Here is a 17,244-nt window from a genome sequence, read left to right as displayed (position 1 = left end):
TAAATGAGTAACCGTCTTGAAGAGGTGCTGAAGCTGGCGGCCACCGAGCCTGCGCACCGTCCGGAATTTTTCCAACTGCTGCTGGACGCCGATGTTTGGGTGCCAGGCGAAAGTCCCGCTGAGCAGTTTGATGCGACTTCGCCGGTCGAATTACAGCATTGGGAAAAAGAGGGTGGTGGCAGCGTGATCCCGTTCTTCACCTCCGAAGAAGCGATGGGCGAGGCAATCAAAGATGAGCAGCCTTATCTGCGCATGCCGGTGCGTACGCTGTTTGAGATTACGCAAGGCGAAACGCTGTTCCTCAATCCGAAGCTGCCAGCGGGCAAAGAGTTTTCGCCGGGTGAAATCGCGCATCTGATTGGCGAAGAGGGCAGTGCGCTGAGCCAGCAAACCGTGCTGGAAGGCGGCCAGGCGCTGCTGCTGTCTGAAGTGGCCGAGCCGCCAGCGCAGATGATTGATTCACTGACGCAGCTGTTTGCCAAGTACAAGCAGGTGCGCCGTGCTTACATCGCCAGCATTCGCGAAAGTGCCACCGAAGAACCCAACCTGCTGATTGGTATCGAAGCCGATAGCGATATCGATGAAATTATTCAAGCGGCGGGCGGCGTAGCAACAGACACGCTGGCCGATGATGCCCCCATTGATATCTGTGAAGTGGTGAATGAAGACCGCGGCGTGAGCCACTTCTTTACTGCCCACATCACGCCTTTCTATGAACGTCGCTGGGGCAGTTTCCTGCGCGATTTCAAGGGCAGTCAGCGGATTATATAACCCGCACCTTACATGTAGGGTCGCCATTTATGGCGACCTGCTATTACTTCTCGATCGGTAAATCGTCGCGGCTGCCCCATTCGCCCCACGAACCGTCGTACAGCGTCACATCCCGTACACCCAGCGACGTCAGCGCCAGAATCACCACCACCGCCGTAACACCTGAACCGCAGCTGGCAATCACCGGCTGATCCAGTTTTACGCCCGCCTGATCAAACAGATCGCGCAGTTCCGCTGCCGGTTTCAGTTCACCATTTACCACCAAACTGTTCCACGGCACGTTCAGGCTGTGAGGAATATGTCCGCGCAGCAAGCCCGGACGCGGTTCATCCACTTCGGCGTTAAAACGGTTGGCCGCGCGTGCATCAATAATTTGCGCACCGCCTTCGTGGCTGATCAGCAGCACGTCGGTCAGGCGTTTCACCTGTGCGCCATCATAAGTCGCTTCGAATTCGCCTTCCGGTAAACTTACTGGTCCGGTGGCGACATCGAAACCGGCCGCTTTCCAGCCCTGTAATCCTCCGGCGAGAATCGACACATTTTCGCAGCCAAAGGCGCGCAGCATCCACCATGCGCGCGGTGCCGAGAACAGGTTGCCTTCGTCATACACCACCAGATGTTTATCCTGGCTGACGCCCAATTCGCGCATCGCCACCGCAAAGGATTCGGCGCGCGGCATCATGTGCGGATAAGGTGAGGTGTGATCGGACAACGCTTCGATATCAAAGAACGGGGCATTCGGCAGATGGCCAACCAGATATTCAGCCTGCAGATCGCGTACGGCTTCCTGGCCAGGCGGCAACATGCGGGCATCAAGCACCTGCAATGTTTCCTCGGTGTAATGTTCTTTCAACCAATCAGCGGACACAAATATGGCTGTCATAGCAACCTCTTCTCAGCAAACGGGAAACGACCAGTGTCCGGGAATGTGAACGCTATCTCAAGGGTGTGATTGCTAAAGTCGGCGGGTTGATGTGAAATTGCGCGAAATTGCGTTTTCTTAACTTCTGGGACTGGTGAGGGAATTACCATGGCAAAACGTTTTAACCGGCTGCTGCTCAGCGCGCTGATCGGTGGTGTATTACTGGGCGGCGTAACCTTGACGAGTCACGCGCAGGAAACACCAGCCGCAGCAACAACGCCGCAATCGCTATCCGTTATCGATCTCTCCGAACTGCAACTCGACGGCGCTGCCGCGCTGGTGTTGACCTTCAATTCGCCACTTGATAGCAAACAGGATTTTGCCGCGCATGTGCAAATTACCGATGATAAAAGCGGCAAGGTCGACGGCGGCTGGGAGCTGGCGCAAAACGGTAAAGCGCTGCGTTTTCGTCATCCTGAACCGTCGCGCAAGTTGACGGTTAACGTCGATGCCGGTCTCAAAGCGGCCGATGGCAGCACCTTATCCGCGCCTTTTAGCCAAACGCTCACCACGCGCGATATCCAGCCGATGGTGGGCTTTGCCAGTCGCGGATCGCTGTTGCCGCTGTGCCTGACGCAGGGTTTGCCGGTGCTGGCATTAAATGTGAATAACGTCGACGTCGATTTCTTCCGCGTGAAAAGTGCCTCGCTAGCCGATTTTCTCGCCCAGTGGAATTACGGCAACAACATGTCGTACTGGGAATCGCGCGAGCTGCTGAAAAATGCCGATCTGGTTTACGGCGCACGCTTCGATCTCAATCCGGCGCGCAATACGCGCGAGAAAATGCAACTGCCGCTGGGCGATGTCGATGCGCTGAAACAGCCGGGCGTCTATCTGGCGGTGATGAAACAGGCCGGAACCTACAACTACACGCAGCCGGCGACACTCTTCACATTGAGCGACATCGGTTTATCGCTGCACCAATTCCCCGAACAGTTGGAACTGTTCGCCCAAAGCCTGGCCAACGGCGCGCCGCTGGATGATGTCAGCGTGCAGTTGCTGGATGAAAAAGGCAAACAACTCGCCAGCGGCACCAGCGACAGCAACGGTCATCTGCGCTTACCGGCGAATGCCAAAGGCAAGCTGCTGCTGGCGACACAAAAGGGCCAAACCTCGCTGATCGATCTCAATCGTCCGGCGCTGGATCTGGCTGAGTTTCCGATTGATGGTCCGCAAGGCTATGACAAACAGTTCTTCGTATTTGGTCCGCGCGATCTCTATCGTCCGGGTGAAACGGTGATCGTCAACGCGCTGCTGCGTGATGCTGACGGCAAACCATTGCCGTCGCAGCCGGTGAAAGCCGAAGTGGTGCAGCCGAATGGCGAAGTGTCGCAGACCTTTGTCTGGCAGCCGGAAAACGGCGTCTATCAACATCGTTTTGCGTTACCTGCTTCCGCAATGACTGGCGAATGGACGCTGCGCATCAACAGCGGCGATAACCAGCCGCGCAGTTGGCCGTTCCACGTAGAAGACTTCCTGCCAGAGCGCATGGCACTGGATCTAACCAACAGCGCGCAGCCGGTGACGCCAGATGACGACATTACTTTTGCGGTCGAAGGCCGCTATTTGTACGGTGCGCCTGCCGCAGGTAACGAGTTGCAAGGGCAGCTGTTCCTGCGCCCGGCACGTGAAGCGGTTGCCGCGCTGCCAGGCTATCAATTTGGCGACATCACTGAAGAGCTGAAACGCTCGCTCGATGATGTGGATGAGAAGCTGGATGAGAGCGGCAAATTGCAGCTCAACGTTGAGAGCAGCTGGAAAGAGAGTCATTCGCCGCTCAATCTGATTCTGCAAGCCAGCCTGCTGGAAACCGGCGGCCGTCCGGTGACGCGCCGCGCGACTCAGGCGATTTGGCCGGCTCCGGCGCTGCCCGGCATTCGTCCGCTGTTTAACAGCGAATCGGTATATGACTATCGCACCGACCGTTATCACGATGAGCCGACCGTGGCGGAAAACAGTCTGGCGGAGTTCGACGTGGTCTACGCCAATCCGCAGGGCGAGAAACTGGCGGCATCAGATCTTGATGTGCGCCTGATCCACGAACGCCGCGACTATTACTGGAGCTTCTCTGACAGCGAAGGCTGGCAGTCGCGCTTCGATCAAAAGGATCTGCAGGAGGAGCAGCAGCGCATCACAATTGCAGCGGGCGGCAGCCAGAAGGTGAGCTTCCCGGTGGAGTGGGGCACCTATCGCCTGGAAGTGCATGCCGGCGACAACATCATTAGCAGCGTGCGTTTCCAGGCGGGATATTGGTGGCAGGACAACACCAACGGCACCGGCGCGCTGCGTCCGGATCAGGTCAAACTGAAAATCGATAAAACCGCCTATCAGGCGGGCGACACCGCGCATGTACAGGTGGAATCGCCTGCTGCCGGTAAAGGCTATCTGATGGTGGAATCCAGCAGCGGCACGCTGTGGTGGCAACCGCTGAACGTTCCGGCGGGCGGCGCGACCATTGATGTACCGATTAGCGACAGCTGGAAGAGACACGATCTCTATCTTAGCGCCATCGTGGTGCGTGACGGCGACAAAGCCAGCGGCGTCACGCCGAAACGTGCGGTGGGCTTGCTGCATCTGCCGATGGCGACTGAAGCGCGTCGCCTCAGCTTAGCGCTCGACGCGCCGGATAAAATCCGTCCTGAGCAGGCGCTAAAAGTGAAGGTCAAAGCCAGCCGTGAAGGTGGCGCGTTGCCGCAGCAGGTTCAGGTATTGCTCTCGGCGGTGGACAGCGGCGTGCTCAACATTACCGATTACAAAACCCCGAACCCGTGGGACGCGTTTTTTGGCCGCAAGCGCTATAACGCCGATCAGTACGATGTGTTCGGTCAGCTGATTGAAGGCGGTGGCAAGCTGGCCGCGCTGCGCTTTGGCGGTGACGGCGACGATGCCGATACGCTGTCGCGCGGCGGTAAAAAGCCGGTCACCGAGGTGCAGATCGTGGCGCAGCAGTTGCAGCCCGTAACGCTGGATGCCAACGGTGAAGGCACGCTGGAACTGCCGATCCCGGCGTTCAATGGCGAACTGCGTTTGATGGCGCAGGTGTGGAGCGCCGACAGCTTCGGCTCGGCCGATCGCAAGCTGGTAGTTGCTGCACCCTTGATCAGCGAACTGGCGACGCCGCGCTTCCTGGCCAGCGGCGATCAATCTACGCTGGCGCTGGATCTCACCAACCTCACCGATCAACCGCAGACGCTTAAAATCAACGTCACGGCCAGCGGCCAGATCGCCCTTAACGGCCAGATCCCCGCCAGCGTGCAGCTGGCGAAAGGCGCGCGCACCACTTTGCAAATTCCGGTCAAAGCTCAGGGCGGCTTTGGTGAGGGCGATGTGCAGGTCAAGGTTTCCGGCATGAGTTTGCCGGGCGAAACGCTGGCAGCCAGCGAGCGCAAATGGAAAATTGGCGTGCGTCCGGCTTATCCGGCACAAACGCTGAGCTTCGATAACGTGATGCAAACCGGTCAGAACTGGCAGGTGATGGCGAGCGCCTTCAATGGATTGCAGCAGGATACCTTGAGCGGACAGCTGTCACTCAGCAACCGTCCGCCGCTGAATATCGCCAGCTACATCAGTTCGCTGTATGCCTATCCTTATGGCTGCCTTGAACAGACCGCCAGCGGCATTTGGCCGTCGGTGTTCACCAACCATGCGCAGCTGACGGCGATGGGCATCAAAACCAGCAACGATGAAGCGCGTCGCGCCTCGATTGATACCGGCATCGCGCGCCTTGCCGGCATGCAGCGCGGCAACGGCAGCTTTGGTTTGTGGAGCAAAGAGAGTCAGGAAGAGTTTTGGCTGACGGCTTACGTCACTGATTTCCTGCTGCGCGCCAGCGAAGCCGGTTACAGCGTGCCGGATGGCGTGATTACCCGCGCCGACGAACGTCTGCTGCGCTATCTGCAGGATCCCACGCAAATCGAAACCAGCTGGAGCAGCGATGCAGATGGTTTGCGTTTCAGCGTGCAGGCCTACGCCGGATTGGTGCTGGCACGTCAGCAGCAGGCACCGCTCGGCGCGTTGCGTGCGCTGTATGAAAAGCGCGATCAGGCTAAATCGGGCCTGGCGATGGTGCAGCTTGGCGTGGCGTTGAAGCTGATGGGCGATCAACAGCGCGCACAACTGGCGCTGGCGCAGGGCATTGGGCTGGAACGTAAGCCTAACAGCTGGCTCGGCGATTACGGCAGCCCGGTGCGCGATCGCGCACTGATTTTGTCGTTGTTGACGGAAAACCAGCTGCTGCCGGAGATGCAAGGTCCGCTGCTGATCGAGCTGGCGAAAGCGGTGCACGGACAGCGCTGGTTCTCGACGCAAGAAAACAACGCGTTGTTCCTCGCCGCCCGCACCTTGCAGCAGCATAAAGGCGAAAGCTGGCAGGCGACACTACAAGGCAAAGCGGAACCGCTCAGCAGCAATCAGCCGCTCAATATTGGTATGACGGAAGATCAGCTGCGTCAGGGCGTGTCGGTGAAAAGCGACAACGCGTCGCCGCTTTACGGCACGCTAAATGTTGTGGGCTATCCGCGCACCGCACCGTCGCCGATGAGCAACGTGCTGCAGATCAGTCGTGAGTACTTCACGCTGGATGGTAAGCCAGCGGATCTCACCAACCTGAAAAGTGGCGAACTGCTGGTGGTGCGGCTCAAAGTCGCGGCCAGCGAGCGCGTCAGTGATGCGCTGGTGGTGGATCTGCTGCCTGCTGGACTTGAGCTGGAAAACCAGAACCTGAGCGACAGCAGCGCCAGTTTAGGCGACAGTGCCGATGCGCTGAAAGAGAGCATGATGGATATGCAGCAAGCCAACATTAAGCATATCGAATTCCGTGACGACCGCTTTGTCGCCGCGCTGGCGCTGGATGGCTATACGCCGGGCACGCTGCTGTATCTGGCGCGTGCGGTGACGCCGGGCAGCTATCGCTTGCCACCGCCGCAGGTGGAATCGATGTATGTGCCGGAATGGCGCGCGATTGGCAGCACGCCGGAAAAACTCAATGTGCGTTAACCATTGATGTTTGGAAGTAAGCAACTACAGCGGTGGCGCTGGCTGCCGCTTTTTTTAGTGCTGCTAATGGCTGCGCTGTGGCTGCTGGATCGACTTACGCCGCTGCCGCTGCGTGAGTTGCAGCCGGCGCGCGTGGTGGTAGCCGAAGACGGTACACCGCTGTGGCGCTTTGCTGATCAACAAGGCGTGTGGCGCTATCCGGTGACGCTGGAGGATGTCTCACCCGCTTATATCGAGGCGCTGCTGACTTACGAAGATCGCTGGTTTTGGCAGCATCCCGGCATCAATCCGATGGCGATTGTGCGCGCTGTCGGGCAGAACGTGCTGCATCACGGCGTGGTCTCCGGCGGTAGCACGCTCACTATGCAGGTGGCGCGACTTATTGATCCGCAACCGCGCACGCTGCGCGGTAAAGTGGTGCAGGCGTGGCGTGCGCTACAGCTCGAATATCATCTCTCTAAACGCGACATCCTCACACTGTATCTCAATCGCGCCCCTTTTGGCGGCACGGTTGAGGGCGTTGGCGCGGCGAGCTGGATGTGGCTGGGGAAACCGCCATCGCAACTTACCAAAGGGGAAGCGGCGCTGCTGGCGGTGCTGCCACAGGCGCCGAGCCGCCTGCGTCCGGACCGCTGGCCACAGCGCGCCGAAGCCGCACGCAACAAGGTGTTGGATCGCCTCGCGCAATATCACGTCTGGTCAGTGCAGGATGTCGCCGATATCAAACAAGAAGCGGTGTGGCTGCCGCCGCGCCAAATGCCGCAACGTGCGCCGCTGCTGGCTCGCCGCCTATTGTCGCTGTCACCCGACAACAAAATCACCTCAACCATTGATGTGTCGCTGCAGCGCGAACTGGAGAATCTGGCGGCGTCGCTGAAAAGTAACTTGCCGCCGCGCACCTCGTTGGCGCTGTTGGTGGTGGATCACCAAAACATGAAAGTGCGCGGCTATGTCGGTTCGGTGGATTTCAATGACGACAGCCGTTTTGGTCACGTCGATATGATCTCCTGCGTGCGATCGCCGGGATCGGTGCTGAAGCCCTTTGTCTATGGCATGGCGCTGGACGATGGGTTGATACATGGTGAATCGCTGCTGCAGGATGTGCCGCGCCGCTTCGGTGACTATCGTCCCGGTAACTTCGACTCTGGTTTTCACGGACCGGTGAGCGCCAGCGATGCGCTGGAGCGATCGCTCAATCTTCCTGCGGTGCAGTTGCTGGATGCGCTGGGACCAAAAACCGTTGCTGCGCGTTTGCGTAACGTGGGATTGAATCTGCGCTTTCCAGCCGGCGCAGAACCCAATCTGTCGCTGGTGCTGGGCGGCACCGGCACACGCATGGATGAGATTGTGGCGGCCTACAGCGCCTTTGCCCGTCACGGCAATGCGGCGCAGTTGCGCTGGCTGACGACACAGCCGCTGCAGGAAAGGCCGCTGCTGTCGCCGGGCGCAGCATGGATTGTGCGGCGCATTTTGGCTGGCGCAGCGCAACCGCCGGCCAGCGGCACGGTGTCGGAGATTGCGCCTTTGGCGTGGAAAACCGGGACCAGCTACGGCTATCGCGATGCATGGACGATTGGCATCACGCCGCGCTATCTGATTGGCGTGTGGGTTGGGCGACCGGATGCCACGCCTGTCGCCGGGCAATTTGGTTTTGCCTCGGCGGTACCGGTGATGAATCAGGTCAATAATTTGCTGGCTGGCCATATGCCGGTGAACGGTGCGCCGCGCGATCCGCGTCCGCAAGCGGTCAGCGCCATGAGCATTTGCTGGCCTGGCGGCCAGCCGTTGCCCATCGGCGACGAGAACTGTCGCCAGCGTCGTCAGAGCTGGGTATTGAATCAAACCGTGCCGCCAACGCTGCTGGCGCCGGGGCAGGAAGGCGTTAATGGTTTGCGCCAGCGCTACTGGCAGAACAGCCGGGGATTGCGCGTAGCAGCAGACTGCCCGGATGCACAAAGTCACGAGCGCCTGATGTGGCCGCTGCCGCTTGAACCCTGGCTGCCGGTTGCTGAACGCCGTGCGCAGCGCTTGCCGCCGATCGATCTCGCTTGTCCGCCACTCAATCAGGGCAACGCGCCGCCGATGGTGATTACCGGTGTGATCAACGGTCAGCGCGTACAGCCGCTGCCGGGCAAAGTGGTGCTGGTGATGCCGGTAGCGGTGCAGGGCGGACAAGGTGAGCAGCGCTGGTGGTTTTTGAACGGGCAGCCGCTGGAGCGGGACGCGAATAATAAGAGTGCGGCGCTGGTGCTGGATGAGCCGGGCAGTTATCAACTGGTGGTGATGGATGAAGCAGGGCAACTCTCATCGGTGGCCTTTACCCGCGGTTGAGTGCTTGGATATGGCATACTTTTTGCCTGCGTGCCCCGACAAAAATCAATTATTTTCAATAATTCCGCTAATCGCTAATAGGCAACGCGCCATGATGTCCCTATAATCGGCGCGTTTTCTTACCGGGAGGAGCTCCCGGATTCTTCAGGATGCTAACTAGAGGTCAACATGGCAATCGAACGTACTTTCTCAATCGTGAAACCAAACGCCGTCGCTAAGAACGTGATTGGTGCAATCTATAACCGTTTTGAAAGCGCGGGCTTCAAAATCGTTGGCGCAAAAATGCTGCACCTGACCAAAGAGCAGGCTGAAGGCTTCTACGCTGAGCATAAAGGCCGTCCATTCTTTGATGGTCTGGTTGAATTCATGACTTCTGGCCCAGTTGTGGTTTCTGTACTGGAAGGCGAAAACGCCGTTCAGCGTCACCGCGATCTGATGGGTGCAACTAACCCAGACAACGCGCTGGCAGGTACTCTGCGTGCGGATTACGCGGACAGCTTCACCGAGAACGCGACCCACGGTTCTGACTCTGCTGAATCTGCAGCACGCGAAATCGCGTACTTCTTCGCAGAAAACGAAGTCTGCCCACGCACTCGCTAAGTGCGTTGATGGCCTGAGCGGACACGCGTCTTTACAGCTGTTCAACATCTGTGAAACGGTTCCCCTGGCATCATGCAGCAGATGTAGTACAATTATGCGCCCTTGTTGAGCCAGCCTCAGCGAGGGCGCTGTTTTTTTCCTACTATTAACCAGAGCCGTAACGTGTAACAACGAGGCCAGAGAACATTATGTCCGAACAGATTGTGACGCCGTCGTCCGCTTCCCCCGTGGTTGTTTCCCCAAAAAACGAAAAAATTAACCTGCTGGATCTTAACCGTCAGCAGATGCGCGAATTCTTTCTTGAGATGGGCGAAAAGCCGTTCCGTGCCGATCAGGTCATGAAGTGGATGTATCACTACTGCTGCGATGATTTCGAGCAGATGACCGACATCAACAAAGTGCTGCGCGGTAAGCTGATGCAGCGCGCTGAAATCCGTGCGCCGGAAGTGGCGGAAGAGATGCGTTCCACCGATGGCACCATTAAATGGGCGATCCGCGTGGGCGACCAGCTGGTTGAAACCGTCTATATCCCGGAAGCAGATCGCGCAACTTTGTGCGTCTCTTCGCAGGTAGGCTGTGCGCTGGAGTGCAAGTTCTGTTCGACGGCGCAGCAGGGCTTTAACCGTAACCTGCGCGTCTCAGAAATTATCGGCCAGGTATGGCGCGCCGCGAAAATCATCGGTGCCGCGAAAATTACCGGTCAGCGTCCGATTACCAACGTGGTGATGATGGGCATGGGCGAGCCGCTGCTGAACCTGAACAACGTGGTACCGGCAATGGACATCATGCTGGACGACTTTGGTTTCGGCCTGTCAAAACGTCGCGTTACGCTCTCCACTTCGGGCGTGGTGCCGGCGCTGGATAAGCTGGGCGACATGATCGACGTAGCGCTGGCGATTTCGCTGCATGCGCCAAACGATGCGATTCGTGACGAGATCGTGCCGATCAACAAAAAGTACAACATCGAGACTTTCCTTGCGGCGGTAAAACGCTACATCGGCAAGTCCAACGCCAATCAGGGCCGTGTGACCATTGAGTACGTGATGTTGGATCACGTCAATGACAGCACTGACAACGCGCATGAGCTGGCGGCACTGCTGAAAGAGACGCCGTGCAAAATTAACCTGATTCCGTGGAACCCGTTCCCCGGCGCGCCGTATGGCCGTAGCTCTAACAGCCGTATCGATCGCTTCTCCAAAGTCCTGATGGATTACGGTTTCACCACCATCGTGCGTAAAACCCGTGGTGACGACATCGACGCCGCTTGTGGTCAGCTAGCGGGCGATGTGATCGACCGTACCAAGCGTACGCTGCGTAAGAAAATGGCAGGCGAAGCTATCTCTGTGAAGGCGCTCTGAAAGCCAGCGCCTGCTGATATTCACCGGGCGTAACTCATGTCAGTCTCTCCGCATATTTTTCATGGAGAGACTGAAATGCGTAAAGGATTACTCGCAGCGATTCTGGCTGGCTTTGTTGTAACCGGTTGTGTCAATCATCCCGCACAGCAAAGCGCAGCGGATATTCGTTTGCAGCTCGGATTGCACTACCTGGCGGTGAAGGATTATGCCGCCGCACAGCGCAATTTATTGCGTGCTCAGCAGGCAGCGCCAAAAGATTATCGTGTCCCGTTGGCCCTTGCTCGGGTGGCGCAGGCGCAGCAGAATAGCGCGCAAACTCGCTGGCACTATCAGCGGGCGCAGCAGTTAGCGCCGTTGAATGGTTATGTGGCTAACAATTACGGTGCGTTTCTCTGCGGTTTAAGGCAGTATGACGAAGCGCATCAACAGTTTAAGCTGGCAATTGAGGCGCAGGAAATCGATGCTCGTCAGGATGCATTCCTGTTTTCGGGCTATTGTTACCTGCAGGCTGATGAGAGTGCCGCAGCGCGCGAGCAGTTAGGTTACGCGCTGGATGCCGCACCGGAGCAGGGTAGTCAACTGCTAAGGGAAGTGGAAAGGCGGCTTGAACAGCAGGAACAGCAGTCGGTTCCGCTGCTTTTAGAAGTGTACCATCAGCGTTTGCCGGCAACGGCAGAGAGCCTGTGGTTACAGATACGTTTCGCCGCGCAACAGGGAAACGCTGCTGACGTTACACGTTATGGCGACCGGTTGGCGCGAAGTTTTCCACAATCGATACAGTACCAGCGTTATTTAGCTAATGAATACTGAAGCCACTCAAGAGAATTCTGCAGTACATTCCACAGGTGAACGCCTGCGTCTGGCCCGTGAGCAGATGGGGCTGACCCAGCAAAACGTCGCTGAACGCCTGTGCCTGAAACTTACTACCGTGCGTGATATTGAAGAGGATAAGTCACCTGCTGATTTAGCGTCGACATTCCTGCGCGGATACATTCGCTCCTATGCCCGACTGGTGCATGTACCGGAAGATGACCTGCTGCCGATGATGGCAAAACAGGCTCCGGTGCGCGCGGCCAAGATCGAGCCGATGCAGAGCTTCTCATTGGGTAAGCGTCGTAAAAAGCGCGATGGCTGGCTGATGATCTTCACCTGGTTGGTGATTTTTGTCGTAGTCGGTTTAACCGGTGCGTGGTGGTGGCAGAACCATAAAGCGTCACAGGCTGATTTGGTGTCGATGGCCGATCAAAACGGCAGCGGCGACAATAGCCAGTCCATTCCATTGGGCGATAACAGCACCGACAGCAATGCCGATGCGGATACCAACGCTGCCGGTACGCCAGTTGATAACGGTGCTGGCGCTGTCGCCACGCCGGAAAGCAACACCGCCGCACCTGCGGCGAGCACTAGCAATACCGCGCAAACCAACGGCAGCGATAACGCCGTGGTTTCGCCAAGCCAGGCTCCGATTGATACGGCACCGCCAGCGGCGACGTCTCCGGCGCCAGCGAACAGCATTCCTGCTGGCCAGATGCCTACCGGAAATGCGGCTGTCAGCCAACCGGCTGGCGATCCAAATGCCATCGTGATGAACTTCAAAGCCGATTGCTGGCTGGAAGTCAGCGATGCGACCGGCAAGAAGTTGTTCAGCGGTCTGCAACGTAGCGGCGGTAAGCTGAGTTTGTCCGGAACGGCTCCGTATCGTCTGAAAATTGGCGCACCAGGTGCGGTTGACGTGCAATATCAGAATCAGCCCGTTGATTTAAGTCGTTTTATCCGTAATAACCAGGTTGCCCGTCTGACGCTGGGTGCGCAATAACGCACAGCGCGCTTTCCGGGTAATTGTGGAGAGAGAATATGCATAACGAAGCACCCATTATCCGTCGCAAATCAACACGGATTTACGTCGGCAAGGTGCCAGTTGGCGATGGTGCGCCCATCGCCGTTCAGTCAATGACCAACACCCGCACCACTGATGTGGACGCCACCGTTAACCAGATTCGCCAGCTCGAGCGCGTCGGGGTTGATATCGTGCGCGTCTCTGTTCCCACTATGGATGCGGCTGAAGCCTTCAAACTGATTAAGCAACAGGTCAACGTGCCGCTGGTAGCGGACATTCACTTTGACTATCGCATCGCACTGAAAGTCGCTGAATATGGCGTGGATTGTCTGCGTATCAATCCAGGCAACATCGGTAACAATGAGCGTATCCGCCAGGTGGTGGATTGTGCGCGTAATTACAATATTCCGATCCGTATCGGCGTGAATGCCGGTTCGCTGGAAAAAGATCTGCAGGAAAAATACGGCGAGCCAACGCCGCAGGCGCTGCTCGAATCCGCGATGCGCCATGTGGATCACCTCGATCGCCTCAACTTTGATCAGTTCAAAGTGAGCGTCAAAGCCTCCGACGTCTTCCTTGCCGTTGAATCCTATCGTCTGCTGGCGAAAGCCATCGATCAACCGCTGCACCTCGGTATCACCGAAGCGGGCGGCGCGCGTGCGGGTTCAGTGAAATCGGCGATTGGTTTAGGTCTGCTGCTGGCCGAAGGCATTGGCGATACGCTGCGTATTTCGCTGGCGGCCGATCCGGTTGAAGAAGTGAAAGTCGGCTACGACATCCTCAAATCTTTGCGCATCCGCGCGCGTGGCATCAACTTTATTGCCTGCCCGACTTGCTCGCGTCAGGAGTTTGATGTCATCGGTACGGTGAATGCGCTGGAAGAGCGTCTGGAAGACATCATCACGCCGATGGATATTTCCATTATCGGCTGCGTGGTGAACGGTCCGGGTGAAGCGACAGTTTCTACCCTTGGCGTGACCGGCGGCGCCAAGAAAAGCGGCTTCTACGAAGATGGTGTGCGCCAGCGCGATCGTCTCGATAACAACGACATGATCGACCAGCTGGAAGCGCGTATTCGCGCCAAAGCCAGCATGCTGGATGAAAGCCGCCGCATCAACGTGCAGCAGCTGGAAAAATAATCGTGGTGCGCGCCTGTCGCGTGCCAGTTTGTGATTGAACCTGTGCGGTTTCATCCTCATAAGGTATGATGCCGCTCAGGTTTTTTTGTCTTAAAGAGATTCTAACGTGGCGAAGAATATTCAAGCGATTCGCGGGATGAACGATTACCTGCCGGCGGATACCGCGATTTGGCAGCGTATTGAAGGCACCCTTAAGCAGGTGCTGGCCAGCTATGGTTACAGTGAAATCCGTCTGCCAATCGTTGAGCACACCCCGTTGTTCAGCCGCGCAATCGGTGAAGTCACCGACGTGGTTGAGAAAGAGATGTACACCTTTGAAGACCGCAACGGCGAAAGCCTGACGCTGCGTCCGGAAGGCACCGCAGGTTGCGTGCGTGCCGGTATCGAGCACGGTCTGCTATACAATCAGGAACAGCGTCTGTGGTACACCGGCCCGATGTTCCGCTACGAGCGTCCGCAGAAAGGTCGTTATCGCCAGTTCCACCAAATGGGTGTGGAAGTCTTTGGCCTGCAAGGCCCGGACGTGGATGCTGAGCTGATCATGATGACCGCGCGCTGGTGGAAAGCGTTAGGTATCGCCGATCACGTTGAGCTTGAGCTGAACTCTATCGGTTCGCTGGACGCGCGCGCCAACTATCGCAGCGCGCTGGTGGCGTTCCTGGAGCAACATCAGGACGTACTCGACGAAGATTGCAAACGCCGCATGTACACCAATCCACTGCGTGTGCTCGACAGCAAAAATCCTGACATCCAGAAACTGTTAAACGATGCGCCAACGCTGGGCGAATTCCTTGATGAGGAGTCGCGCGAGCACTTCAGCGGGCTGTGCGCCTTGCTGGACGACGCGGGCATTAAATATCGTATCAACCAGCGCCTGGTGCGCGGCCTCGATTACTACAACCGTACCGTGTTTGAATGGGTAACCAGCAGCCTCGGTTCGCAGGGCACCGTATGCGGTGGCGGACGTTACGATGGTTTAGTTGAACAGTTGGGTGGTCGAGCCACGCCAGCAGTTGGTTTTGCCATGGGCATGGAGCGTTTGGTGTTGCTGGTGCAAGCGGTTAATCCAGAATTTGAACCGACGCGCATTGTTGATGTCTATGTTATCGCTTCGGGGCAGGGCGTTCAGTCCGCCGCGATGCAACTGGCGGAAAAACTGCGTGATGCTGATCCTGCATTGAAGCTGATGACCAACTTCGGTGGCGGTAACTTCAAGAAGCAGTTTGGACGTGCAGACAAGTGGGGCGCACGCATTGCGCTGGTGCTGGGCGAGGATGAAGTGAAAGCGGGCCAGGTTGTGGTGAAAGACTTGCGTACTGGCGATCAACAGACGCTGGCTCAGAGCGACGCCGCTGCGACATTGCGCACGCTGCTGCAGTAAGCGCAGCACTGCAACAGCCATTTTAAAGAGAGGGATTGCGTGGAAGTTTACAGCAACGAAAACGAACAAGTTGACGCACTGCGTCAGTTCTTTGCCAACAATGGCAAATTCCTGGCCGTTGGCGTAATCATCGGTATCGCTGCGCTGGGTGGCTGGCGTTTCTGGTCCAGCCATCAGGAAGGGACCGATAAAGCGGCATCAGCAGAATATCAACAGCTGACCAGTGCGATGCAGGCGGACAAGCCGGATTCGCTGGCAGCAGTAGCCACTTTCGCTAGCGAAAACAACAACACCTACGGTGCGTTGGCGTCGCTGGATCTGGCTAAGCAGTATGTTGAAACCAATCAGCTCGATAAAGCTATCACTCTGTTACAGAGTGGGCTGAAAGATACCAAAGATGCCAACCTGCAGGCGGTGATTAACCTGCGTCTGGCACGCATTCAGTTGCAGCAAAGCCAGGCCGATGCCGCACTTTCTACCCTTAACAATGTTAAAGGTGATGGCTGGACAGCCATTGTGGCGGACATTCGTGGCGAAGCACTGCTGAGCAAAGGCGATAAGCAGGGCGCGCGTGATGCCTGGAGCAAAGGTGCTGAATCGCAGGCCTCTCCTGCGCTGAAGCAAATGCTGCAGATGAAGATGAATAACTTAAGTTAAGCCAGTCAAGAGAGCGCACATGGAATTACGTAAATACCTGCTGCCAGGGCTGATTTCAGTCACTCTGCTCAGCGGTTGCTCGCTGTTCAGCGGCGAAGAAGATGTAGTGAAAATGGCCCCGCTGCCTAAAGTGGAAAACCAGTTTACGCCGCAGACCGCGTGGAGCACCTCGGTCGGCGACGGCGTTGGTGATTTCTATTCCAATCTGCATCCAGCCTGGCTGGACGGTACCGTGTATGCTGCGGATCGTTTTGGTGTGGTTAAAGCGCTTGATGCCAGCAATGGTAAAGAGAAATGGAAAGTCGATCTCTCTGAGAAAACCGGATTCTTCTCGAAAAACATCTCGGCACTGCTTTCTGGCGGTGTAACGGCCAGCGGCGATCGCATCTACATCGGTAGCGAACGTGGTCAGGTATTTGCGTTAAATAGCAGCGATGGTGGCATTGCCTGGCAGACCAAGGTCGCCGGTGAAGCGCTGTCGCGTCCGGTAGTGAGCGACGGTTTAGTGCTGATCCACACCAGCAACGGTATGTTGCAAGGTCTTGATCAGAGCACTGGCGTAATCAAATGGACCGTCAACCTCGATATGCCTGCGCTGTCACTGCGCGGTGAATCGGCTCCGACCGTGGCCTTTGGTGGCGCAATCGTCGGTGGCGACAATGGCCGCGTGAGCGCAGTCATCGTCAACCAAGGTCAGCTGATTTGGCAGCAGCGTATTTCGCAGCCAAGCGGCGCTACGGAAATCGATCGCCTGAGCGACGTCGATACTACGCCAGTTGTGGTAAACGGTGTGATTTATGCGCTGGCGTATAACGGTAACCTCACCGCACTGGAACTGCGTTCTGGTCAGGTTCTGTGGAAGCGCGAAATTGGCGGCGTGAAAGACATGGTGGTGGATGCTGGTCGTATCTATCTGGTCGATCAGGATGACCGCGTGATTGCCCTGAATGCTGACGGTGGCGTGGCCATCTGGCGTCAAAGCGATCTGCTGCATCGTAATCTGACCTCGCCGGTGCTGTTCAACGGTTATCTGGTGGTGGGCGATAGTGAAGGTTATCTGCATTGGATCAACACCCTTGACGGCCGCTTCGTGGCGCAGCAGAAACTGGACAGCGATGGCTTCCAGACTGAACCGGTTGTAGCCGGTGACAAGCTGCTGATCCAGGCGAAAGGCGGAGAAGTTTACGCCATCACCCGTTAAGGAATTGGCTCTGCGGGAACCTGTTTCCCGCTCGCTTACACGGCTCCTGATT

Annotated in this window: 12 protein-coding genes; 11 read left to right on the top strand and 1 reads right to left on the bottom strand. The window is 57.2% G+C overall.

The annotated features are described in order from the left end of the window. Nucleotides 1–3 precede the first annotated feature (3 nt). Nucleotides 4–771, top strand: a complete 768-nt coding sequence (sseB, locus tag NR302_RS14125) for an enhanced serine sensitivity protein SseB (RefSeq protein WP_258143759.1) — start codon at nucleotides 4–6, stop codon at nucleotides 769–771. Nucleotides 772–814: 43 nt separating this feature from the next. On the opposite strand, the gene sseA is transcribed toward sseB, so the two are convergent. After that, nucleotides 815–1,654, bottom strand: a complete 840-nt coding sequence (gene sseA, locus NR302_RS14120; protein WP_258143758.1) for a 3-mercaptopyruvate sulfurtransferase — start codon at nucleotides 1,652–1,654, stop codon at nucleotides 815–817. A 147-nt stretch (nucleotides 1,655–1,801) separates the two neighbouring features. On the opposite strand from sseA, the gene NR302_RS14115 reads away from it, so the two are divergent. The 10 genes from NR302_RS14115 to bamB all read left to right on the top strand — a co-directional run bounded on the left by NR302_RS14115 (nucleotide 1,802) and on the right by bamB (nucleotide 17,192). After that, the gene (locus tag NR302_RS14115) at nucleotides 1,802–6,688 is read left to right on the top strand and encodes an alpha-2-macroglobulin (RefSeq protein WP_258143757.1); all 4,887 of its coding nucleotides are present in this window, start codon (nucleotides 1,802–1,804) and stop codon (nucleotides 6,686–6,688) included. Between the two features lie 6 nt (nucleotides 6,689–6,694). Continuing rightward, nucleotides 6,695–9,019, top strand: a complete 2,325-nt coding sequence (pbpC, locus tag NR302_RS14110) for a peptidoglycan glycosyltransferase PbpC (RefSeq protein ID WP_258143756.1) — start codon at nucleotides 6,695–6,697, stop codon at nucleotides 9,017–9,019. 168 nt (nucleotides 9,020–9,187) lie between these two features. Continuing rightward, nucleotides 9,188–9,619, top strand: coding sequence for a nucleoside-diphosphate kinase (gene ndk / locus NR302_RS14105; protein ID WP_007884899.1), 432 nt, complete (start codon nucleotides 9,188–9,190; stop codon nucleotides 9,617–9,619). Nucleotides 9,620–9,807: 188 nt separating this feature from the next. Next, nucleotides 9,808–10,977 carry a bifunctional tRNA (adenosine(37)-C2)-methyltransferase TrmG/ribosomal RNA large subunit methyltransferase RlmN gene (locus NR302_RS14100; protein ID WP_007884898.1) on the top strand — a complete coding sequence of 390 codons (1,170 nt, stop codon included), beginning with the start codon at nucleotides 9,808–9,810 and terminating at the stop codon, nucleotides 10,975–10,977. A gap of 75 nt (nucleotides 10,978–11,052) precedes the next feature. Further along, on the top strand, nucleotides 11,053–11,787 hold the full coding sequence (gene pilW, locus NR302_RS14095) for a type IV pilus biogenesis/stability protein PilW (protein ID WP_258143755.1): 735 nt from the start codon (nucleotides 11,053–11,055) through the stop codon (nucleotides 11,785–11,787). After that, entirely contained in the window at nucleotides 11,777–12,793 is a 1,017-nt protein-coding gene (gene rodZ / locus NR302_RS14090; protein WP_258143754.1) for a cytoskeleton protein RodZ, read from the top strand. Before pilW ends, rodZ begins: the two co-directional genes overlap by 11 nt. A gap of 38 nt (nucleotides 12,794–12,831) precedes the next feature. Next, complete coding sequence (gene ispG / locus NR302_RS14085; protein ID WP_258143753.1) at nucleotides 12,832–13,953, top strand: flavodoxin-dependent (E)-4-hydroxy-3-methylbut-2-enyl-diphosphate synthase; 1,122 nt, start codon at nucleotides 12,832–12,834, stop codon at nucleotides 13,951–13,953. 106 nt (nucleotides 13,954–14,059) lie between these two features. Next, nucleotides 14,060–15,334: a histidine--tRNA ligase gene (gene hisS, locus NR302_RS14080; protein WP_008108307.1), complete on the top strand. Its 1,275-nt coding sequence runs from the start codon at nucleotides 14,060–14,062 to the stop codon at nucleotides 15,332–15,334. A 39-nt stretch (nucleotides 15,335–15,373) separates the two neighbouring features. Beyond that, nucleotides 15,374–15,991, top strand: coding sequence for a YfgM family protein (locus NR302_RS14075; protein ID WP_008108308.1), 618 nt, complete (start codon nucleotides 15,374–15,376; stop codon nucleotides 15,989–15,991). Between the two features lie 19 nt (nucleotides 15,992–16,010). After that, nucleotides 16,011–17,192 (top strand): outer membrane protein assembly factor BamB, encoded by a 1,182-nt coding sequence (gene bamB / locus NR302_RS14070; protein ID WP_008108309.1) that lies wholly within the window; start codon nucleotides 16,011–16,013, stop codon nucleotides 17,190–17,192. The last annotated feature ends 52 nt before the right edge of the window (nucleotides 17,193–17,244 follow it).

Origin of the sequence: Pantoea sp. SOD02, from assembly GCF_024707505.1 — a bacterium.
Lineage (GTDB): Bacteria > Pseudomonadota > Gammaproteobacteria > Enterobacterales > Enterobacteriaceae > Pantoea > Pantoea symbiotica.
Note: the sequence above shows the minus strand (reverse complement) of the source record. Positions and strands in the feature narration are given on the sequence as shown.

Coding starts and splice junctions, on each gene's coding strand:
- NR302_RS14100 (WP_007884898.1), top strand. CDS start 9,808: ATGTCCGAACAGATTGTGACGCCGTCGTCCGCTTCCCCCGTGGTTGTT.
- ispG (WP_258143753.1), top strand. CDS start 12,832: ATGCATAACGAAGCACCCATTATCCGTCGCAAATCAACACGGATTTAC.
- sseB (WP_258143759.1), top strand. CDS start 4: ATGAGTAACCGTCTTGAAGAGGTGCTGAAGCTGGCGGCCACCGAGCCT.
- ndk (WP_007884899.1), top strand. CDS start 9,188: ATGGCAATCGAACGTACTTTCTCAATCGTGAAACCAAACGCCGTCGCT.
- pbpC (WP_258143756.1), top strand. CDS start 6,695: ATGTTTGGAAGTAAGCAACTACAGCGGTGGCGCTGGCTGCCGCTTTTT.
- rodZ (WP_258143754.1), top strand. CDS start 11,777: ATGAATACTGAAGCCACTCAAGAGAATTCTGCAGTACATTCCACAGGT.
- NR302_RS14115 (WP_258143757.1), top strand. CDS start 1,802: ATGGCAAAACGTTTTAACCGGCTGCTGCTCAGCGCGCTGATCGGTGGT.
- pilW (WP_258143755.1), top strand. CDS start 11,053: ATGCGTAAAGGATTACTCGCAGCGATTCTGGCTGGCTTTGTTGTAACC.
- sseA (WP_258143758.1), bottom strand. CDS start 1,654: ATGACAGCCATATTTGTGTCCGCTGATTGGTTGAAAGAACATTACACC.
- bamB (WP_008108309.1), top strand. CDS start 16,011: ATGGAATTACGTAAATACCTGCTGCCAGGGCTGATTTCAGTCACTCTG.